The 17,011-nt window shown below is 70.1% G+C and carries 35 protein-coding genes and 1 pseudogene; all 36 read right to left on the reverse strand.

Annotated elements, in window-relative coordinates; genetic code table 11:
• Window positions 1–306, reverse strand: coding sequence for a hypothetical protein (locus AB0H71_RS13785; protein WP_357019463.1), 306 nt, complete (start codon window positions 304–306; stop codon window positions 1–3).
• 161 nt (window positions 307–467) lie between these two features.
• Entirely contained in the window at window positions 468–755 is a 288-nt protein-coding gene (locus tag AB0H71_RS13790; RefSeq protein WP_357019466.1) for a hypothetical protein, read from the reverse strand.
• A gap of 156 nt (window positions 756–911) precedes the next feature.
• Window positions 912–1,154, reverse strand: coding sequence for a hypothetical protein (locus AB0H71_RS13795; protein WP_357019469.1), 243 nt, complete (start codon window positions 1,152–1,154; stop codon window positions 912–914).
• An 82-nt stretch (window positions 1,155–1,236) separates the two neighbouring features.
• A complete protein-coding gene (locus AB0H71_RS13800) occupies window positions 1,237–1,404 on the reverse strand; it encodes a hypothetical protein (protein WP_357019471.1) in 168 nt (55 codons plus the stop codon).
• Entirely contained in the window at window positions 1,401–1,592 is a 192-nt protein-coding gene (locus AB0H71_RS13805; RefSeq protein WP_357019474.1) for a hypothetical protein, read from the reverse strand. Before AB0H71_RS13805 ends, AB0H71_RS13800 begins: the two co-directional genes overlap by 4 nt.
• The gene (locus AB0H71_RS13810) at window positions 1,589–1,732 is read right to left on the reverse strand and encodes a hypothetical protein (protein ID WP_357019477.1); all 144 of its coding nucleotides are present in this window, start codon (window positions 1,730–1,732) and stop codon (window positions 1,589–1,591) included. Before AB0H71_RS13810 ends, AB0H71_RS13805 begins: the two co-directional genes overlap by 4 nt.
• Window positions 1,733–1,806: 74 nt before the next feature.
• On the reverse strand, window positions 1,807–2,103 hold the full coding sequence (locus AB0H71_RS13815) for a hypothetical protein (RefSeq protein ID WP_357019480.1): 297 nt from the start codon (window positions 2,101–2,103) through the stop codon (window positions 1,807–1,809).
• The gene (locus tag AB0H71_RS13820) at window positions 2,100–2,366 is read right to left on the reverse strand and encodes a hypothetical protein (protein WP_357019482.1); all 267 of its coding nucleotides are present in this window, start codon (window positions 2,364–2,366) and stop codon (window positions 2,100–2,102) included. The genes AB0H71_RS13815 and AB0H71_RS13820 overlap by 4 nt, the downstream gene beginning before the upstream one ends.
• Window positions 2,366–2,563, reverse strand: a complete 198-nt coding sequence (locus AB0H71_RS13825) for a hypothetical protein (protein ID WP_357019485.1) — start codon at window positions 2,561–2,563, stop codon at window positions 2,366–2,368. Before AB0H71_RS13825 ends, AB0H71_RS13820 begins: the two co-directional genes overlap by 1 nt.
• Window positions 2,564–2,663: 100 nt before the next feature.
• Window positions 2,664–3,053 (reverse strand): hypothetical protein, encoded by a 390-nt coding sequence (locus tag AB0H71_RS13830; RefSeq protein ID WP_357019488.1) that lies wholly within the window; start codon window positions 3,051–3,053, stop codon window positions 2,664–2,666.
• A gap of 207 nt (window positions 3,054–3,260) precedes the next feature.
• The gene (locus AB0H71_RS13835; RefSeq protein ID WP_357019490.1) at window positions 3,261–3,998 is read right to left on the reverse strand and encodes a hypothetical protein; all 738 of its coding nucleotides are present in this window, start codon (window positions 3,996–3,998) and stop codon (window positions 3,261–3,263) included.
• Between the two features lie 144 nt (window positions 3,999–4,142).
• Window positions 4,143–4,448 carry a DUF6221 family protein gene (locus AB0H71_RS13840; RefSeq protein ID WP_357019492.1) on the reverse strand — a complete coding sequence of 102 codons (306 nt, stop codon included), beginning with the start codon at window positions 4,446–4,448 and terminating at the stop codon, window positions 4,143–4,145.
• Window positions 4,445–4,681, reverse strand: a complete 237-nt coding sequence (locus tag AB0H71_RS13845; RefSeq protein ID WP_357019494.1) for a hypothetical protein — start codon at window positions 4,679–4,681, stop codon at window positions 4,445–4,447. The genes AB0H71_RS13840 and AB0H71_RS13845 overlap by 4 nt, the downstream gene beginning before the upstream one ends.
• A gap of 107 nt (window positions 4,682–4,788) precedes the next feature.
• Window positions 4,789–5,097 carry a helix-turn-helix transcriptional regulator gene (locus AB0H71_RS13850; RefSeq protein WP_357019497.1) on the reverse strand — a complete coding sequence of 103 codons (309 nt, stop codon included), beginning with the start codon at window positions 5,095–5,097 and terminating at the stop codon, window positions 4,789–4,791.
• A 4-nt stretch (window positions 5,098–5,101) separates the two neighbouring features.
• A complete protein-coding gene (locus tag AB0H71_RS13855; RefSeq protein WP_357019500.1) occupies window positions 5,102–5,620 on the reverse strand; it encodes a hypothetical protein in 519 nt (172 codons plus the stop codon).
• Window positions 5,617–5,904 (reverse strand): hypothetical protein, encoded by a 288-nt coding sequence (locus AB0H71_RS13860; protein ID WP_357019503.1) that lies wholly within the window; start codon window positions 5,902–5,904, stop codon window positions 5,617–5,619. The genes AB0H71_RS13855 and AB0H71_RS13860 overlap by 4 nt, the downstream gene beginning before the upstream one ends.
• Window positions 5,901–6,188 (reverse strand): hypothetical protein, encoded by a 288-nt coding sequence (locus AB0H71_RS13865; RefSeq protein WP_357019505.1) that lies wholly within the window; start codon window positions 6,186–6,188, stop codon window positions 5,901–5,903. The genes AB0H71_RS13860 and AB0H71_RS13865 overlap by 4 nt, the downstream gene beginning before the upstream one ends.
• Complete coding sequence (locus tag AB0H71_RS13870; RefSeq protein WP_357019507.1) at window positions 6,185–6,484, reverse strand: glutaredoxin family protein; 300 nt, start codon at window positions 6,482–6,484, stop codon at window positions 6,185–6,187. The genes AB0H71_RS13865 and AB0H71_RS13870 overlap by 4 nt, the downstream gene beginning before the upstream one ends.
• Before the next feature lie 166 nt (window positions 6,485–6,650).
• On the reverse strand, window positions 6,651–6,956 hold the full coding sequence (locus AB0H71_RS13875) for a DnaB-like helicase N-terminal domain-containing protein (RefSeq protein WP_357019510.1): 306 nt from the start codon (window positions 6,954–6,956) through the stop codon (window positions 6,651–6,653).
• Complete coding sequence (locus AB0H71_RS13880; RefSeq protein WP_357020439.1) at window positions 6,953–7,237, reverse strand: hypothetical protein; 285 nt, start codon at window positions 7,235–7,237, stop codon at window positions 6,953–6,955. Before AB0H71_RS13880 ends, AB0H71_RS13875 begins: the two co-directional genes overlap by 4 nt.
• Before the next feature lie 528 nt (window positions 7,238–7,765).
• Window positions 7,766–7,957: pseudogene (locus tag AB0H71_RS13885) on the reverse strand (helix-turn-helix domain-containing protein); the annotation flags it as partial.
• On the reverse strand, window positions 7,954–8,340 hold the full coding sequence (locus AB0H71_RS13890; protein WP_357019513.1) for a hypothetical protein: 387 nt from the start codon (window positions 8,338–8,340) through the stop codon (window positions 7,954–7,956). The pseudogene AB0H71_RS13885 and the gene AB0H71_RS13890, both read right to left, overlap by 4 nt.
• The gene (locus AB0H71_RS13895; RefSeq protein WP_357019516.1) at window positions 8,337–8,639 is read right to left on the reverse strand and encodes a hypothetical protein; all 303 of its coding nucleotides are present in this window, start codon (window positions 8,637–8,639) and stop codon (window positions 8,337–8,339) included. The genes AB0H71_RS13890 and AB0H71_RS13895 overlap by 4 nt, the downstream gene beginning before the upstream one ends.
• Window positions 8,636–9,004 carry a hypothetical protein gene (locus AB0H71_RS13900; RefSeq protein WP_357019519.1) on the reverse strand — a complete coding sequence of 123 codons (369 nt, stop codon included), beginning with the start codon at window positions 9,002–9,004 and terminating at the stop codon, window positions 8,636–8,638. Before AB0H71_RS13900 ends, AB0H71_RS13895 begins: the two co-directional genes overlap by 4 nt.
• Window positions 9,004–9,696 (reverse strand): hypothetical protein, encoded by a 693-nt coding sequence (locus AB0H71_RS13905; protein WP_357019522.1) that lies wholly within the window; start codon window positions 9,694–9,696, stop codon window positions 9,004–9,006. Before AB0H71_RS13905 ends, AB0H71_RS13900 begins: the two co-directional genes overlap by 1 nt.
• 149 nt (window positions 9,697–9,845) lie before the next feature.
• The gene (locus AB0H71_RS13910) at window positions 9,846–10,331 is read right to left on the reverse strand and encodes a hypothetical protein (RefSeq protein WP_357019524.1); all 486 of its coding nucleotides are present in this window, start codon (window positions 10,329–10,331) and stop codon (window positions 9,846–9,848) included.
• Complete coding sequence (locus AB0H71_RS13915; protein WP_357019527.1) at window positions 10,328–11,080, reverse strand: PE-PPE domain-containing protein; 753 nt, start codon at window positions 11,078–11,080, stop codon at window positions 10,328–10,330. Before AB0H71_RS13915 ends, AB0H71_RS13910 begins: the two co-directional genes overlap by 4 nt.
• Window positions 11,077–12,135 (reverse strand): DNA cytosine methyltransferase, encoded by a 1,059-nt coding sequence (locus tag AB0H71_RS13920; protein ID WP_357019530.1) that lies wholly within the window; start codon window positions 12,133–12,135, stop codon window positions 11,077–11,079. The genes AB0H71_RS13915 and AB0H71_RS13920 overlap by 4 nt, the downstream gene beginning before the upstream one ends.
• Complete coding sequence (locus tag AB0H71_RS13925; protein WP_357019533.1) at window positions 12,132–12,530, reverse strand: hypothetical protein; 399 nt, start codon at window positions 12,528–12,530, stop codon at window positions 12,132–12,134. The genes AB0H71_RS13920 and AB0H71_RS13925 overlap by 4 nt, the downstream gene beginning before the upstream one ends.
• Window positions 12,527–12,892: a hypothetical protein gene (locus AB0H71_RS13930; RefSeq protein WP_357019536.1), complete on the reverse strand. Its 366-nt coding sequence runs from the start codon at window positions 12,890–12,892 to the stop codon at window positions 12,527–12,529. The genes AB0H71_RS13925 and AB0H71_RS13930 overlap by 4 nt, the downstream gene beginning before the upstream one ends.
• The gene (locus tag AB0H71_RS13935; protein ID WP_357019539.1) at window positions 12,889–14,793 is read right to left on the reverse strand and encodes an AAA family ATPase; all 1,905 of its coding nucleotides are present in this window, start codon (window positions 14,791–14,793) and stop codon (window positions 12,889–12,891) included. Before AB0H71_RS13935 ends, AB0H71_RS13930 begins: the two co-directional genes overlap by 4 nt.
• A gap of 2 nt (window positions 14,794–14,795) precedes the next feature.
• Window positions 14,796–15,335: a hypothetical protein gene (locus AB0H71_RS13940; RefSeq protein WP_357019542.1), complete on the reverse strand. Its 540-nt coding sequence runs from the start codon at window positions 15,333–15,335 to the stop codon at window positions 14,796–14,798.
• The gene (locus tag AB0H71_RS13945; RefSeq protein ID WP_357019545.1) at window positions 15,332–15,556 is read right to left on the reverse strand and encodes a hypothetical protein; all 225 of its coding nucleotides are present in this window, start codon (window positions 15,554–15,556) and stop codon (window positions 15,332–15,334) included. Before AB0H71_RS13945 ends, AB0H71_RS13940 begins: the two co-directional genes overlap by 4 nt.
• Window positions 15,553–16,338, reverse strand: a complete 786-nt coding sequence (locus tag AB0H71_RS13950) for a WhiB family transcriptional regulator (RefSeq protein ID WP_357019548.1) — start codon at window positions 16,336–16,338, stop codon at window positions 15,553–15,555. Before AB0H71_RS13950 ends, AB0H71_RS13945 begins: the two co-directional genes overlap by 4 nt.
• Window positions 16,338–16,667: a hypothetical protein gene (locus tag AB0H71_RS13955; protein ID WP_357019551.1), complete on the reverse strand. Its 330-nt coding sequence runs from the start codon at window positions 16,665–16,667 to the stop codon at window positions 16,338–16,340. The genes AB0H71_RS13950 and AB0H71_RS13955 overlap by 1 nt, the downstream gene beginning before the upstream one ends.
• The gene (locus tag AB0H71_RS13960) at window positions 16,664–16,858 is read right to left on the reverse strand and encodes a hypothetical protein (protein ID WP_357019554.1); all 195 of its coding nucleotides are present in this window, start codon (window positions 16,856–16,858) and stop codon (window positions 16,664–16,666) included. Before AB0H71_RS13960 ends, AB0H71_RS13955 begins: the two co-directional genes overlap by 4 nt.
• Window positions 16,859–17,011: the final 153 nt, after the last annotated feature.

Genomic DNA, 17,011 nt, shown 5'->3' on the forward strand with positions numbered 1-17,011 from the left:
TCAGGCGTGCGTGCCGATCGGGTCGCCGGGGCCGTGGCCACCGAACGAGGCACCGCCACCTCCACCACCGCCTGCGCCGCGTCGGCCGTTGCCGAGGACCACCTCCACGGGCGAGGGGTCGGCGCTGCGCAGGTGCTCGAGCCACGCCGTCTGCGACGCGGGGTCGAGGCTGCCGAAGGTCAGGATCGTGGACGGGTACAGGGCGTCGTCGCCGTCCTGTTCGCCGACGAAGACGCGCACGGGCGGGGCGGGAGCAAGCCGGTTGGCGAGCGAGCGCAGGGCCGCGGCGAGCCCGGAGCGGATCACAGGGCCCCGACGATCTCGATGACCGCGCGGATGACGATGAGGGCGACCCGGCCAGCGGTCAGCACGGTGTCGAGGTCGACGGAACCCATGGGGTCCTCCTAATCGGGCATAAGCGACGGAACATACCGCCGAAATCGATGCGAGCTGGGCTTTTCCCGCACTCAGTCGTCGTCCCCGACAGCCCAGCTCACCGCTCGGTGCCGGAAGATGGCCTCCGCCTGACCCGTCATCCCGATCAGCAGGTCGATCGGCACGTCCTGGTCGCGCGGGATCATGATGTTCGCGGTCAGCGGCTCCCCGTCCTCGGCGAACGTCCGCCGGCGGGCGAGGACCACGTACTCCATGAGCACCCCGAAGTCGCTGTTCGGGGCGTAGGCGAGCCAAGCGTTCTGGATGGCCTCGGTCAGCGCCTCGTCAGCGGCGATCTGCTCCGGGGTGCGGTCGGTCACTGCTCCGCCTTCTCTCGGCCGTCGAGGGAGTGGTGGACGACCACGTAGCCCATCGAGCCGTCCTCGCGCTTCACAGGCTCCGTACGCGGGCCGCAGACGCACTCCCCGTCCTCGACGCGGTGCTCGATCAGGTCGCCAGTGGGGGTGACGTGCGCGTCAGAGGTCAATCGTCACGCCAGCTTTCGCGGCGGCGGCGCGGACGTTGGTGAGCTGGGTGCGGAGGGCGATCAGCTCCTTCGAGTACGCCGCCCGCTCGGCCGCCCGGAACTCGCGGAGGATCCACCAGACGCTCTCGGCGTCGTCGGGGCCGTCGTAGCGGGCGGCGGTGGTGATGCGGCGCTCCCACGGCTCCAGATCATCGACGCCGGGGTGGCTGCCCACGTTCTCGGTGGTGGTCACGAAGCTCCTCAGTGGTAGTGGATGCCGAGCCGGGCGACGGCGAAGCGGACCGCCCACAGCATGAAGCGGTCCCAGCGGGCGATCAGGGCTGCTGCCACTGCGGCTTCACGCCCTCGGGCGGGGTGGCGACCGACAGGCGGCAGGAGGTGTAACCCTCGAAGCTGTTGTCCACGTGGGTCCATGCCGGGCCGAGCGCGAAGTTCACGTACCGGATGCGGCGGTGGCAGTGGCGGCAGAGGATGTCGCTCACAGCCCCTCCAGGTCCCGTGTGGCGCTGGCGGCGGCGTAGGCCGGGCCGAAGCCCTGATCCCGCCAGGTGTCCGCCACCCACGCGGCCATGTCCTCGGAGCCCCAGACCGCGGTGGCGATGGCCGAGAGGTCTTCGCCGAACCAGCGCTCAGCGGTGAAGTCCGCGTTGAGGTCGTCGGCCGCGCTCACAGCCAGCCGCCGCGCTGATACGGGGCCTCGGCCATCCGGTGCGACTCCTGGGCGTACTCGGCCGCGTGGACGCCCAGGTCCGCCCCGGCTGCCCGCCGCAGTGCCGCCCTCGCCGACGGATGCGCGGCAGACACCGGCACCGGAGGAGACAGCAGGGTGGAGAGGCGGAGAGCGGCCCTCGCCAGGGCTCGGAGGGCTACAGCGAGGAGGTGTCTCACGCGGGCTCCTCGGCCAGGTCCACGGTGAGCGTCAGCCAGCCCTCCACCTCGGTCTCGGCGAACGAGGCCACGCAGCCGTGCTTCATGGCGATCAGGTCCGCCTGCGGCCGGTTCACCGTCTCGATCGGCCGCGACAGCGGGAAGGCGTCGATGGCCTTGCGCATCCGCAGCGCCATGTCCAGCTCGCCCATCGCGAACCCGGCGCAGTAGGCGCGGTCCTCATGCGGGCCGCCCTTGCTGGTCACCGTCACGAACGGCATCACCAGGGCGTAGCCGGACTCGTCCTCGGTCACGCCTGTTCCTCCTTGCGCGCCGCCCGCCAGGCATCCCGCTCGGCACGGTAGCTCTCGGCCGTGATCCGGCTGTCCTGCTGCACGCGGAGCGCGTAGCCCGACGAGACCCCGCCCGACACCGTCCGGCGCGGCTCATCGCCCTCGAGGGGCGAGGCGTCGAGCTGATTGGCGAGGTCGAGCAGCGCGTCGGCCACGTCCGCCCAGGAGTCGGCGTGGAGGTTCAGGTCGAAGCGGCAGCGGCGCAGCGGTGCCTCGTCGGTCATCAGAACTCCCGGCTCGGGTCGGCCTCGAACTTCCAGCGGTCCTCGCCGTCGCGGCCGTTCTTCCAGCCCGCGCGGAGCTGGTCCGCCACCCGGATGCAGTAGTCGGCCATCGCGTTCAGCTGCGACTGCCGGGTGGTCTCGTCCACCGGGTCGCCGGGGTCGCCGAAGCGGATGATGAGCCGCTGACGGTCGCTCACCAGGGCCCCCAGGGGATGTCCGCCAGCGTCCCCACCGGAGCGTGGAACACCAGGGACTTGGGGGCGGGGCAGAGCAGGGAACGGATCCAGGACTCGAACATCAGACTCCGATCAGCGGGCCGTCGGCCATCACGGCCGCCGCGCTCATGCGCAGCGCCTCGTTCTCGCGTTTGTCGCACTCTCGGTAGTGCTCGTACGCCCAGTCCTCGACCGTGCTCTCATACCCACTGGTCTCCGCTGAGCAGTCGAAACAGTAAGCCTCATGCCAGCCGTCATCCCGGCCTTCCGCCTCGGTGAAGGCGAAGTGCTCCGCCACCTGCCAGTCGGAGAGCGTGACCACGGATGTCTCCTCGGGCGGTCGGAGTTGGGTCTCGATCTCCCGCCGCCACTCCTGCGCCTCGCGCTGGCGCTGGTGGTGATGGGAGCGCCGGGGGTCGCAGCAGTGGCAGAACAGGCCATCCCACGCCGCCGCGCCGAGCATCCGAGCCACCGGACCTCCTCGGGCGGTTCAACCAAAGTTTGGCTGAGTTTGAAACTAGGCTTGGCTGAACGAGGGGGTCGCAGCGGCAGGGGTCATCGGCCGATGGGAACCGCTGCGACGAATGAGGGCCCGGGAATCCGGGGAATCCGATCAGGGGACACATGATCGGCTACGCGAAGCGTAACAGAATGGGTGTACCCAAGCGTTCCTAGCAGCTCAGGACGCCTTGGCGTGTCTCTCCCGGATCGGCATATCCAGGTGCGCGTCGAGCACATCCCCCAGCCGGAACAGGATCGGCCAGTCCTGCCGCCACGGCCCCGGCACCGGCTTGATCTTCCCGGCCCGCAGCAACACGTACACCCGGCGCTGGGTGAGGTGGCGGTACTTCTCGTCCAGCTCCTTGGCCAGCATGGCGATCCCGGAGGCGTTGAGGAACTGGGCCCGAGCGCGCTCCAGCTTCACCTGGTCGATCTGGTTCGGCCGCGACGGCGGGCAGACGATCCGCTCGGCCCGGTCCACCACGTCGCAGATGAGGGGCCAGGCCATCTCGGCGCCGGGGGTCATCGCCAGGCTCACGATGTAGCGCTCGAGCCAGCGAGCGAGGTCGCGGGTGGAGGCGGAGTAGTCGTGCGGCAGGGGCTTCTGGGCGGGCCAGCCGACCGGCTGGAAGTCCATGTTCCGGTGCTCGCACACCAACCGCACCCACCCCGCGAGCTCGTTGTGCAGTGCGTCGGCGGCGTCGGCGGCGTCGGCGTTGTAGGGCAGGGGTTGCTCGCTGGGTCGGCGGGGCTTGCGGGACTGCCCCACCTTCCCGATGCGGGCCTGCTTGGTGATCGTGACGTGGAGGTCGGCGGCGAGGGTGGGGACCGCCTGGAGCTTCTCCCGGAGGAGGTGGAGTTCGTGCCGGGAGATGAACATGTGGTTCGGGTTGTCCAGGCTCCGCACGTTGCTCATACGTTCGATCGTAGTGAAATCCGCCCCCGATCTCGAGCCGCCCGCTCGGTGTGTCTGACCTGCGCTGATCGAGCGAACTCCCAGGTCGTGATCCGAAGTCGCTCGGCGCTTCCGCGCAGGGGTGCCCATCAGGGCAAACGGCGGCTAGTCCAGCGAGGCCTCCAGGTCTTTCTGCAGCACGTCCAGACGCTCCACGACGTGCCGGATGGCCGCCACCTGAGCCAGGGCACGGGCTGGGTCGTGGCGTTCGACGTGCCGAGTCTGGGCATCCTCCTCGAACCCCAACCGCCCGCTCGGAGCACTCTGGTGCTCACCGAGCACGTACATGCCCTTGTCGCGCACCGTGCGTACCTGCCACACCGGTCCTTCGTCGTCCTGGTCGGCCGCAGCGCGGGCGATCTGCTCGTCCTCGTCCAGGCGTTCGCGGATGAAGGCCACGATGTCGGTCACACGAGCCTCCGATCCCGGTTGATCTCCGCCCGCTTCGCCACGTACACACAGTCGATGCCGGTGACGTGGCGGAGACGGAAGCCGTAGGCGAATCGCACGCCTACGAGCATGCTTTCGGGAACCAGCAGCTCGATGTCGTCGTCGGGCATCGCGGCCCGCATGTCCTCGACCAGCGCCATCGCCGGGCCGAGTTGTTCGAGGTCGCTCGGCTTGCCGTCGGTAGAATCTGTCATGGCTGAATCCTCGCTTTCATCGGGGTGGATTCGGTCTGTGGCCGGGCGGTCTAGCCACCTCCCGGCCACCCCGAATTCTACCATCTGCCAGCGGATTTCCCGCGTCGTCACGCGCTCAGAACCCGCTGGATCGCGGCCAGTTTCTGTCGCGCATCGGCCAGTGCCTCATCCGCCGAATGCCCCGCTTGTGGGGCCAGTGCCGACAGGGGGATGCGGAGCCCATCCGAGAGCTTGATGGCGTTGTCCAGGCTGATGGATTGCAGGCGACCGAGTTCCAGGTTGCAGATCACCTCGCGGCTGACGCCGGACACCTCGGCCAGCCCGTGTTGGGTGAGGTTGCGCAGCTTCCGGTGCTCCTTGACCCGCTGCGCCAAGCCGTCCATGAGCTCGTCGTTCCGTTCGCCGATGCTGGGCACTTGGTCAACCCTCCTCATCCGCCGTGATCGTGATGGTGAACCGGGGCCGCTCCCGGTCCAACCGGATTTCCTGCGACACCGACACCACGTGCGCCGCATCGTCATCAGCCAGCACCCCGGCCGCGACCAACCCGTCCAACGCCGCTTTCGTGAACGGAGCAATGGCATCGGGATCGCGGCGCCGCAAGTCCTTCGCCCACCAGGTGACCGTCACCCGCACCGGGAACGGGAACCGGGGCAGCTTCGCCGCGACCGCGTGCCAGGCCACCGACTCCCCCACCTCCGCCTTCGCCTCCCGGACCCGCGTCCAGTGAGCGCGACGCTGGTCGTTGGCGCTCATCGGGGGGCGGGTGAACGGGACATCGAAGGCGAACACCTGGGCGGCGGTTCGGATGCGGTCGATCGCTCCGCCCTCCACACACCCCGGTGCGGCCATCGGCGCGCGGGACGCCTGTTCGTCGCTCTCCGTGGACACCAGGGGGGCGGAAGGGGTGTCGCCGTTCGGGCGCGGCTGCTGCGTCACGACGCGTCCACCCAGCCGTGCACCCACCGCTTGCAGATCGTGGGCTCCGTCCCCGCCTCCGCCACCCGCAGGTGCAACACCTGACCGTCGCGCTCCACCCGGACACCCCGGACCGTGCGCAACCCCCACTCCTGGCCCACCGGGAGGAGATCACCCAGGGCATCGACCATCTCGGCGGCGGCTTCACCGAACGCGGCGGTCGCGGACTCCTCGTCGGCGGAGTCCCACGCCAAGTGGCGCACGAGGCGGCGGGTGGCCTCGACGCGGATCTGCTCCGGGGTCACCAGGGATCTCCCTCGGGCATCCACAGCACGGTCACCGGGTACTGGAGCGACTTGCTGTCGATGCCGTCGTCCGAGCTCCCGGTCTCCCACCAGCCCGCCGACCAGTGCCGAGCAATCTCCTGGTCCAGGTTGTCCATGTCGCGCTGGAACACGCGCCCGGTGGCGTCGCGGATCACCGCGCCCGAGCCGTAGGCGCCACTCCAACCCCGGTCGATCACCGCCTGCGCAGGCTGCAACCGATCCAGCTCGCGAGCGTTCCTGATCTGCTCGCCCGCCCGGCTCATGCTGCCCCCTCCAGGTACGCCCGCGCCGCGGCGTCGAGCACCACCACATCCGGGCAGCCCGCGTGGATCTCCCCCAACCGGTCCAGCTTCGCCAGCCGGAACCCGCCCCAGTGCATGTCCCCGACGACCACGACGGGAGCCTCCCGGTAGCCGAGAGCGGTCACCTTGGCGAACGCCTCCGGGTCGGTGGTGATGTCCCGGTACTCGAACGGGAGGCCGTGGCGTTCGAGCCGCTTGGTGGTCAGCATGCAGCCCTGGCAGAACGGCTTGCCGAAGACGGTGATGGGGACAGTCATGGCTGGGTCTCGCTTTCGGTCGCGGCGTCGTAGCTCCGGGTCCAGCACGGGATCCGGGAGGGCAGGTTGTTGATCGGGTTCCGGCAGAAGTCGCCGGCCCCGGAGTGGCAGGTGCGGCAGGGGAGGTGGATGCAGTCCGCGCACACCTCCGAGATCGGGCCGGGGGTCACCGGAGCATCGCCGCCTCGTACGTGGCGGTGAGCGACACCATGTAGCCCGGCCCGCCCGTCGCCTCCAGTTCCCCGGTCGCGGCGAGTTCAGCGCACACGGTGACGGGGTTGACCTCCTCGCCGCGGGCGTGGACGGCGCGCACCGCCCGGTAGATGGCCGCGTGCCCACCCATGTGGAAGTCCTGCAACTCCGGAGGCAGGTCGGTGGCGGCGGCCTCGGGCACGGTGAGCATCCAGCCGAGCAACGTCTGCTCGAGCACGAAGTCCACGATCTGAGCGGTGGACGTGAGCGGGTCGATCACGATGCGGCCTCCTCGGTGAAGGCGGCCTTCGCGGCCTGGTCTCGTTCGAACAGCTGGCGCAGCGACGGCCGGGACGGCGGGGGCTCGTGGGCGCACAGGGCGCCGTCGAGGTAGCCGTCCTCGCAGTGCAGGGGGCACGACTCGATCGCCGCCCGCCGCACCTCCGCCTTGCGCCTGCGATCCCGCGCCTGCCCCTCGGCCACCCGGCGGGCGTGCTCCACGTCCCACGCCTCCCGTGCCTTCCGGGCCTCCTTGCACGGACCGCAGGGCGGGGTGTCCATCCGGCCGCGATGCTCCGGGCACTGGGGGGACGGTGCTTCCTCCATGCCGATGCGGGGTTCGCGCCACGCCTGGTTCGCGCGGATCGCCTCGCGGCACGCTCCGCAGTCGCGCTGCGGGTTGTCGTGCTCGGAGCAATGACGGGGAGGGGGGACGTTCGCGTCGGCATCGCGGGGCAAGTGACGTTCCCCTGCTACGTAACCCCCAGTAGTAGTTGGTTCTACATGACGGTTTGGGTGACATAGCTGTGTCACCCCGCGAGGTGTCATAGCCGTGTCACCCCGCGACAATTTGTCACCCCGTTCGGTGCACGAGATGTCACCCCGTGCTGCACCGTTTGTCGCGGGTGACAATTTGTCACCCCGTTCCTGTAACTCGAATTCACCCACAAATCCGGGGGCCAGCAACTCCTCCTCGGGCGGGGTCGGGGCGACTCTCAACTCCAGTGCCAAGTCCCACACCGTCGGGCGCCGGTCCGCTGGGAGGTGCGCCACCATCCGCGCATCCCCCTTGCGGATGACACCCCGCTTCTCCAACGCCTTGAGGTGGCGCTGGACGGTGCGCACGGAGCAGCGGCCACGCAGTGCCAGCCACCTCACGGACGGCCACGCGGCCCGCCCGTACCCGTTGGAGCAGTCGGCCAGGGCGATGAGGATGACGTGCTCCTGCGCGTTCTCCACGGGGGCGGAGCCCAGCGCCCACGCAACAGCCTCGATGCTCACTCGGTCACCTCCCGCACCTCGCCGAGCGCGTACCGCCGACCCGGCTGGGACTGCCGGCGGACCGCCAGCATCAGCTCCGCCGAGTCGCGGTCGCGGATGGTGGACACCGGATCCCAGTGGCCGAAGTCGTTCGACAGCACCACGTAGCCCAGCGCCTCCCGCTCGGCCGCGATCCGCTGCTCCTCGATCACTCCGTAGGCGGCCTCCAGCCGGGCCAGGGTCTCGGCGTGCTCGGCCCGCTTCGCCTCCAGGGCGTTGATGAGGGCGGCCAGGTTCGTGCCCGCCCACAGCGCCACATCGAACGCTCGGTCGGTGGTGGGGTTCTCGGTGAAGGCGGCGAGGACAGCGCGGGCCTGGGAGGTCAGGGAGGGGATGTCGGTCACGGCTCGACTTCCTCGGCGTTGCAGGTCTCGCAGTCGGTGCAGTGTGAGCACGGCGGGCTGCCGAACGGGCACGTGCACGAGTGCGACTCGGGATCGGTGATCGGCAGGACAGCCTGCGGGGTGGAGTTCAGGCGGGCGGTCACGTACTCGGACAGCTCATCGAGGGCGGCTTCGTAGCCGCGCATCCACATCTCCTTGTAGCCCTCGTCCTCGCAGCGGCGGATCATCCGCTGGCGGGCGGTGGACAGGTCGAGGCGCGCGGCGATGTCGCTGCGGCGAACGAGGTCGCGGGCGCTCATGCCTGCACCCCCTCGGTGGGCGGGGTCCACAGCACGAACACCGGCTCGTCCTCGGCCATGTCCAGCATCGCCTCGGAGTACGTCGGGTCGGCCGGGGAGTTGAACCAGCCGTTCCCGAGAGACTGGTAGGCGTAGTTCCCGATCCGCACGATGGAGTGCATGGGCAGGGCGTCCAGCTCGGCCTCGGTGGTGACGCGGCGGGGCAGCAGGCCAGCGGCTTCGAGCGCATCCACCACGGGGGCGGCGTCACGCAGGTAGTCCCACTGGGAGGACTCGGGCAGGCTCTCCCACACCGCGCGGTCGTGGCCGACCATAGCCGGGGCGATGGCGTCGAGGTAGGCGGCGCGGATGTCGTCCGGGGTCATCACGCCTCACCTCGCTCGACCGTGCCGAACACGACCGCCTCGCCGTCGAGCACGAACTCGAAGCGGTCGATCACGTACGCCTTCTTCTTGTTGCGGATGACGATGGCGCTCACCTCGGAGACGCGGCTCAACCACGCCCCCTTCAAGGTCGCCTCGACGCCGAACTCTCGGCGGGCCCAGCCGACGACATCACCGGCCAGCCCGTTGCGCTTGAACCGCAGCGGCACCTGTTCCAGGTTCACGGCGGCGGCCAGCGACAGGTCCTCGGCGCAAGAGTTGCAAGTCATGAACTTGCCCTCGATCGAGTCGATGTCGAACCGAAGCCGCCCGGCGTTCTTGCGCATGACTTCGCCGGGGTTCCGCCTCGGCCCGTCGGTCGCCGTGACATAGCGCAGGTAGGCAGCGGACAGCGCGCCGTGGTCGGGGTTGTGCTGCTTGTTGAACGGTGGCCGATGCTTCTTGATCAGGGCCCGTTCCATCTGCTGAGCGTTCGCCCGAGTCGGGTGGTGGAAGACCTCCTGGCGGACGACGTACGGCCACCAGTCCTTGGTCTGGTTGTGCTCGTAGTTGCGGGAGATACCCCGCTTGGTGATGCCCACGTACAGCAGCAGCCCGCTGCGGTCGTAGTACAGGTACAGGCTGGTGGGGTCACTTGGGTGCGCGGAAGCCAGGGAGCTGGATATGCTCGTCATGGCTTCACCTCCTTCGGTCTTTGCGAGACAGGGGGTGGAGTCCGGCCCTGGGATCAAGGGAGAACAGCGTTGGCGCGCTGCCCTACCGATCCTGGGGCCGTCTTGCATTCTACCTGGGACGACGCTGTTTCTCGAGTCCGCTCCGGGGGTCACCCCGCCACCCCCAGATCGAGGACGAACTGGTCACCGGCCGGCGAAGCCTCGTGCTCGGGCTCACGCTCGTACCGGCCGTCGACCACCGCCACCGTCAGCGCAGCCAGCCGGGGAAGATCGCGGGTGTTCCGCGGGTAGGTTGCCCACCACCGCCGAGCCATCGCCCGCACACCACTGGGCAGGCCGGCAGCCCACCGCTCCAGCCGGGCGAAGCTGACCCGCGCCTCCCCGAGCAAAGCGCCCTCCCGCCACAGCTTCGCGCTGCCATCGGGATTCCAGTCGGTCTCGATCCACTCATGCCAGGTGCCGTGGATCGAGCCGGTGCCCACCTCGTACGCGAACCCGCCACCCCCACCGCTGCGCTCGGCGTGATCCCGAAGATGGCGCACCGCCCACTCAGGGCTGGCGATCACCGGGCCGATGAGGATGTGGCAGCGGCGCAGCAGGGCACGCTCAGCATCGTTGAACTGCACGGCGGTCACCGGACAGTCCAGTTGATGTGGCCGGCCAGCCGCACGCACAGCCCCTCGGCCACGTACGCGGCGCCGTGCCTGCCTCCACCCACCGGGCCGGGCAGGTAGTTCCGCATCTGCTCCGCCGCCCCACCCCACTGGTGGATGTTGCGCAGATCCCACCACCGCTGGAACCTCCGCTCCCGCGCCCGCTCCACCAGCGCCTGCCCCCACGCCCACGCAGCGGCCGGGGACGCCAGGGAGTAGAAGTCCAGGACATCCGGCAGCGCGCGCAGCGGGGAGCCCTTCGGCAGGGAGGTGATCGGGTCGCGGTCGGCCGCGGCCCAGAACGTGCGCAGGCCGTGCACCTCCCGCGCCCCCGCGATCCCGTACCCCGGCGCCGCCAGCTCCTCCCCGAAGCTCCCGCCCGGCGGGCGCTCCGGGTCCGCGATCAACGCCGCTGCCAGCACCCACGGCTTCAGGTCGGGATGGTCGCCGCGGCCGATCTCCGCCGCCAACGCCCCAGCAATCCCCGCCCCCTGCGAGAACCCGCCGATGATGACCCGGCCCTCGGTGCGGTACAGGGCGTCGATCAGCGCCTGCTTCCCGATGTCGCGGGACCGGGCCCACGGCATCCGGCCACCGAACTCCGCCGGGTAGCTCACGATGCGGGTGTCGAAGCGGGCGGGGTCGAGGGCGTGCAGGAACGCCTCGGTCACCCCGTCTCCGCCCTGACTGAAGCCCGTGCCGGGCAGCATGAGTGCGGTCACCTTGGTCATGACGCGATCCCTTCGCGCTCGGAGAGGAGGAGCTGAGAAAACGCGGCCACCGCCTGCGGGGGTACGACGCCGTTGCCGATGACGCGCAGCTGGTCCGTGCGGGACAGCCCGATCGCCGGGTCGGTCGCCCACCCGGCAGGCCAGAACATCAGCCACTCGGCGAATGCCGGGGACAGCCGCGGTCCGCCATTGGCGCCGGACTCGGTCGGCGAGGGGGCCGGTCGCGATGCCAGTTCCTGGCGCCGGATCGCGGCGGCGAATCGCACGCCCTCCGCGGTCGGGAGCAGGTGCCGCGCCGCGTCCGGCAGCCCGACCGCGCGCTTCGCCCCGGAGTCGCGGAAGCCGCCGAGCGCGGCCGACGCCTTCCCACCGTTGCCGTCGCATGCCTGGGGCGTGGGCAGCAGCGCTACAGCTGCCGCGCGATCGCCTCCAGCGACGGGCGCACCGCCGCGCCGGGACTCGGGCTCTGGTTGCTGCCGTACGGCGTCGCTGTCGGAGTCGGCAGGGAAGGCGAGGACGAAGACCCGCTCTCGCCGGTGCGCCGCCCCGATCGCCGCCGCCGGGAGACACGTCCATTCCGCATCGAACCCGAGATCGGCCAGGTCCCCGAGTACGACTCCGAAAGCCCGGAGAACAGGTCGACCTCCCAGGTCTCCCACACCATCCGGTCCGGGTTCCACTCCGCGAATAGCTTGGGCACTGAGCAACCCCCGGACATTCTCGATGAGCACGTACCGCGGGCGCAGCACGGCGATGGCGGCGGCCATGTGGGACCACAGCCCGGAGCGGGACTCGCCCGTGAGACCCGCGCGGCGCCCGGCGAGAGACACGTCCTGGCAGGGGAACCCGCCGGTGAGCACGTCGACCGGCTCGGCAGCGGACCAGTCCACGGCGGTCACGTCGCCCAGGTTGGGCACGTCGGGCCAGTGGTGGGCGAGCACCTTCGACGCCGCGGCGTCGACCTCGCAATGCCACGCCATTGACGAGCCGGGGAACAGCTCGAGCGCGGCCAGGTCCAGCCCGCCGGCACCGGAGAAGAGGGAGCCGATCCTCACGCGATCCCTCCTTCGGGTGCGGGGGTGGGCCACTTGATGCCGTGGTCGGTGAGCAGCACCCACCCCTCGGGCAGCAGGACCGGGACATCAGCGGAGGTGCGGGAGCCGTTGCGGCGCACCAGCCAGCCGTTCGCGTACGCCTGTACCCGGTGGCTCTCGATGTGGGAGTGGTGGGCCTGGCAGATGTGCAGCCCGTTCGACGCCGCGTTCACCCAGGCGAGGCTGGTACCGCCGAGCCCGCGCGGCGCCCGGTGATGGAACTCCGTCGCGGTACGGGTGCAGGCGAGGAGTTCGCAGCGGCCCTTGGATCGGGCGGTGACGATGGCCTTCACCTCCGGGGAGAAGCCCTCGGGGCGGCGGCGGGAGGAGCGGCGGGACTTCCGGAGGAGGCTCACGATCCGAACGCTCCCGTCCCGGCGAGGTTCATCTCCGAGCGGAGCGTGGCGCCGAACGTCCGACCGACGTCGATGCGGGTCTGCAAGGAGCGGATCGTCCGCTGCAACCCCCGCACCCCCGCGTCGGCCACCTCCGCCGCCAGCCGCACCTGGTGCGTCTCGACCACGGCCTTGCTCTTCCGTGCCTCTACGGAACCCTCGGCGGCCAGGAACGCCTTCGCCTCGGCGAGCTTCGCGGTCTCGCGGGCGTTCACCGCGGCGACGTCGGCCTCGTTGATCTGGGTGGTGGCCTCGGCCAGCTGCAGCGACAGCTCCGTGAGCTGCTTCACCACCTCTGCCACGTTCTGCGGGACACCGCTCATGCGGCATCACCCGCCGAGACCTCCCGGCCGCGGGCCTTGATGATGTCGCCCAGGATCGTCGGGCGCCCGTGGTCGTCGAGCATCGGAGCGCCGTCGAGCTGGTGACGGCACACCTCCTCGTACAGGGCCAGGAGGTCGTCGCGGGTGGACAACTCGGACGCGCGCTGCCGGTACTCCGACAGCGTGGGCAACTGCTCGCCCTCGGCAAGGAACTGAGCCACCTCCGCGGCCAGCTCCATCCCCGGCCGCTCGTAGGTCGCTCCGGTCTCCACGCCCTCGATGCGGGACTTCGACACCGTGAGGACGTTCGACAGATCGAGGTCGCCGACGAGGTCGAACTCGTGCTCGATGCCGTCGCGCTGGACCGGCTTCAACCCGACCCGCCGCGGCACCTGCTTGCCCCTGTCGTCGACCTCCAGCACGTACTCGGTCTTCACCCGGAGGGTGGCGATGACGTGACCAGGGAAGGCGAGGATCGCGTCGATCATCCGCTTCTCCTCCGGGCCGACGTCCTTCCAGCCCGAGGAGAACTTGCTCTTGCCGCTACGGCGATCGACCTGCTCGAGCATCCCGTCGGTGCCCATCCAGTAGTGCGACAGCGAGTCGATGACGACGACGTCGAGCCCGGCACCCGCGGCCTTGCCGAGGTGCTCGACCAGCGAAAGGGGCGCGTAGCTGGCGGGCTTCATGGTCTGGAAGTGCCAGCCGTTGCGGCCCACATACTTCGACGCGGAGCCGCGCTCGGTGTCGATGACGCCGACCTTCTCCCCCAGCCCGAACGCCAGCATCAGCGCCGTGTAGGTGTTGTGCGTCGGGATGCAGTGGGACGTGACGTACAGGCGGCTCGGGTGCGCGATGGCGATGCACACCGCCTCGGCCCGGCGCACCCTCTCCACGCTCACCATCGCCCGCCGAGCGGGGTACTTACTCCTGGGGGTGAACCGCTCCGCCTGCACGCGGAAGGGGTTGCAGTCCCGAGGCGGGCAGATCGACAGCCGCCACGCCAGCTGGCCCTGCCGCTTCTCGCCACGGTGCACATAGCTCGGGATACGCGAGCCGCGGTGGACGGTGCAGCCCAGCGACTCCGCCAAGAACTGAACGTCGTCGGCGAGCTGCCCGCTCGACGTGCCGAACTCGCAGGTGCGCCCACCGGCATAGCCGTCGGTGTCGAGCAACCCGGCGAGGACTGCTGCACGAGTCTTCGCCGAAGCGAACAGGTAGCGCCGCGGCACCGACTTCTCGATCGAGAGCTTCCCGTGCAGCCCGAGTTCGCGAAGGGCGTCCAGCACCGGATTGGAGCCATGCTCGGTCCCGACCACTCCGAAGTCGATGTCGCCAGACCAGCCGATTTTGGTGTCGGCAGGCAGCGCCGCAGCCACCTCGGCTCGAATGGCGGGATCGGGGTTGGAGAACACAACACCTCGGCCGCGGAATCCACCGTCGCCGAGCAACGCTCCGAGCAACCACGGGTCGAGCGGCAGCGAATCGGACTCCGGGAAGTCCATCGGCGCCACCATGGGCACCCAGTGGTTCCGCTTGCCGTTACGCGTGAGGCTCGTGGCGATCTCGGAGAGGGGCTTCGCCGTCCCGGGCCGCTTCGCGTCGCGGTCCAGGACGGTCTGCGTGTGCCACAGGTGGTCCGCTGTCGACTCCGCGGTGGAGCCGTCACTGAAGGTGATCTTCCAGATGTCGCTGCACCCCTGCGGGTACACGCCCTCGACCCGGGTGACCTCGCCGTTACTGGCGAACACCTCATCGCCCACGGCCAGCTCGCCGATCGGCCGCCACCCCGCCGGGGTGAGGGCCGGGGCATCGACGGGCTGCGCCTTGCCGCTCCCGGCCGGGCCGGTGAGGGCGATGCGGGCCTTGGCCGCTTCCTTCGTGGCTTCGGTGAAGTCCATGCTCACGCCTCCAGTTCCCGCAGCAGGGGCACGCGAGCACCGGCGAGGAGCTGACGCACCTCACGCTCCGCAGCCAGCTCCGAGGTGGCCGCGACGACGGCCTTCTTCGCCTGCACCTTGAGGCCGGGGACCGGCCGCCCGCTCAGGGCCAGCGCCTGCGCCTGCCCGACCAGGTAGTCCGGGACAGTGGTGACCTGAGTGATGAGGTCGCCGCGGCCCGCGTCCACCAGGACGGCGAGCACCTCGTCGAGGCGGGCGAACTCCACGCGGGTGTCGAGCTTGTCCGGGTACTCGGTGCGCAGCCACTCCTCCAGCTCGTCCCGGTCCGCGATCACGGCCTCGGGCTTGGGGTCGGACTTCGACACCCGGCCGAGCTTGAGGTCGTCGAGGGTGCGGGCGGCCACACTGTCGCCGCGGGCCATCTGCTCGTCCATCAACGCCTTCGCCTCCCGGAACTCCCGGTTCACGAGGTCGGCGGCGGTCTTGAGGAGGACGACCCGGTACGCCAGGTCGGGGGTGGTGTACGCCTGGATGTCGGTCACAGTTCGCCTCTCGCGTAGGCAGCGGCCCGCTTCAAGGCCTCGCCGAGTTGATCCATGGAGTCGGGGGAAAGGGTCACGGCGGTCTGCCGCTCGAAGGCCCCGGTGCGGGTGTCGTACTCGCCCTGGGTGAGGACGCCGCGCTTGGCGAATTCGTCGAACTCGAACAGCGAGGCGCCGAATCCGTCGGGGGTGAAAACCATCCACTCCTCGCGGTCGCTCATGCCGACACCGCCACGTTCTCGGTGATGGCGTACACCCGCTTGGCCAGGGCCGCGTTCACACGCTGGTGCTTGGCCACGCCTTGCAGGGTCGGGATCGGCGCCTCGGCCAACAGGCCGATCTCCTGCCACGACAGCCCGCGCTCAGCCCGCAGCCACCGCAGGTGCGCGGCCAGCGGCGGGGCGGGGGCGAACTTCTCCGGCTTGTCCCGCTTGCACGAAGGGCAGACGAGGGCGTCCTTACGCTGGCTACGGAACTCCTTGCCGCACTTCTCGCACGGGCGCTTCTTGCGCACTGGCAGCTTCGGAGGGACCTCCAGGTAGACGGCGAGGGCGCGGGCCTCGTCGCGGTCGTCGAGGCTGAACCCGGCTGCCACCCCTTCCTGGAGGGTCTTGTCATACGCCTTCTGCCCGCACTGGCGCCGGACCGGGCAGCCGATGCACAGCCGCTTGGCTTCGGCCAGCACCACGTCGTCCGTGGACCACCACCGCTCGGGCTGGTAGCGGCAGCGGGCGCGGTCGGTCCACGCCTGCTCCACCGCGGCGCCGGGGCCGGTGGGTGCCCGGTCGGTCTTCGGCTTGGGGGCGAGGTCGGAGGGCCACACGCTCCGCTGCCGGGTCTTGCGGGGCTTCTGCTGGTCGAGGCCGAGCATCGCCAGCAGCTCCGCGGCCTCGGCGCGGGAGGTGGCCTTGGTGACCACGTACCGGGCGGCGGCACGCTTCTGGTCGGGGGTGATGGTGCCGACGGAGGAGAGGTCGATCGGCTGGACGGTGTCGATACCCATCACGCCACCTCCTCGGCGAAGCGCCACTCGATGTAGTCCGGGACGCGCGACTGGGTGGTGATCGGGCCGGAGAAGCCGACCCGGTACCCCGGCCATTCGATGTCGTAGAGGAACTCCGCCATCGGGTCGATGCCCTCGTTGTCGAACCAGTCCTGCATCCAGCACTCGTCGTGCGGGACGAACGGGTGCTCGTGCTCGGCGTCCCAGGTCTCGCACTTGCAGTCCGGGTACTGGTGGCACTTGGCGTCCCGGCCGCCACGGCAGGTGAACTCGATGCGGGGGTTGTCCTCGGTCCCGGTGATGGCGACCCAGTGCAGGTGCTCGCTCACGATGCGACCCCCATCTGCTCGTCGAGCCAGCGGTCCCGCTCCCGGTCCCACGCGGCGCCCTCGTCCTCGGTGTCCGAGCAAGCGGCGACGCGGCGCTCGTGGGCCACGACGCACACCAGCAGGTACAGCACCAACGCCAGAGCGGCCAGGGCGAACAGCCGCCCGCCGATCGTGATGAGCAGTTCGATCACTGGTTCACTCCCGGAACTCGATGGGGCTCACTGGTCATGGCGCCCTCCTGGTAGGCGCGGGCGGAGATCCCCCCGGTACCGCTGCACGTGCTCGCGATGAACCCGGTGCGGCGCCACGTCTCCTCGACGCGGTCCATCCACAGGGGGCGGGGA

It is taken from the genome of Nocardia sp. NPDC050697 (assembly GCF_040654395.1).
Taxonomy (GTDB): domain Bacteria; phylum Actinomycetota; class Actinomycetes; order Mycobacteriales; family Mycobacteriaceae; genus Nocardia.

Coding starts and splice junctions, on each gene's coding strand:
- AB0H71_RS13820 (WP_357019482.1), bottom strand. CDS start 2,366: ATGACCGACGAGGCACCGCTGCGCCGCTGCCGCTTCGACCTGAACCTC.
- AB0H71_RS13835 (WP_357019490.1), bottom strand. CDS start 3,998: ATGAGCAACGTGCGGAGCCTGGACAACCCGAACCACATGTTCATCTCC.
- AB0H71_RS13845 (WP_357019494.1), bottom strand. CDS start 4,681: ATGACAGATTCTACCGACGGCAAGCCGAGCGACCTCGAACAACTCGGC.
- AB0H71_RS13865 (WP_357019505.1), bottom strand. CDS start 6,188: ATGAGCCGGGCGGGCGAGCAGATCAGGAACGCTCGCGAGCTGGATCGG.
- AB0H71_RS13870 (WP_357019507.1), bottom strand. CDS start 6,484: ATGACTGTCCCCATCACCGTCTTCGGCAAGCCGTTCTGCCAGGGCTGC.
- AB0H71_RS13880 (WP_357020439.1), bottom strand. CDS start 7,237: ATGGACACCCCGCCCTGCGGTCCGTGCAAGGAGGCCCGGAAGGCACGG.
- AB0H71_RS13895 (WP_357019516.1), bottom strand. CDS start 8,639: ATGAGCGCCCGCGACCTCGTTCGCCGCAGCGACATCGCCGCGCGCCTC.
- AB0H71_RS13900 (WP_357019519.1), bottom strand. CDS start 9,004: ATGACCCCGGACGACATCCGCGCCGCCTACCTCGACGCCATCGCCCCG.
- AB0H71_RS13905 (WP_357019522.1), bottom strand. CDS start 9,696: ATGACGAGCATATCCAGCTCCCTGGCTTCCGCGCACCCAAGTGACCCC.
- AB0H71_RS13915 (WP_357019527.1), bottom strand. CDS start 11,080: ATGACCAAGGTGACCGCACTCATGCTGCCCGGCACGGGCTTCAGTCAG.
- AB0H71_RS13930 (WP_357019536.1), bottom strand. CDS start 12,892: ATGAGCGGTGTCCCGCAGAACGTGGCAGAGGTGGTGAAGCAGCTCACG.
- AB0H71_RS13935 (WP_357019539.1), bottom strand. CDS start 14,793: ATGGACTTCACCGAAGCCACGAAGGAAGCGGCCAAGGCCCGCATCGCC.
- AB0H71_RS13945 (WP_357019545.1), bottom strand. CDS start 15,556: ATGAGCGACCGCGAGGAGTGGATGGTTTTCACCCCCGACGGATTCGGC.
- AB0H71_RS13950 (WP_357019548.1), bottom strand. CDS start 16,338: ATGGGTATCGACACCGTCCAGCCGATCGACCTCTCCTCCGTCGGCACC.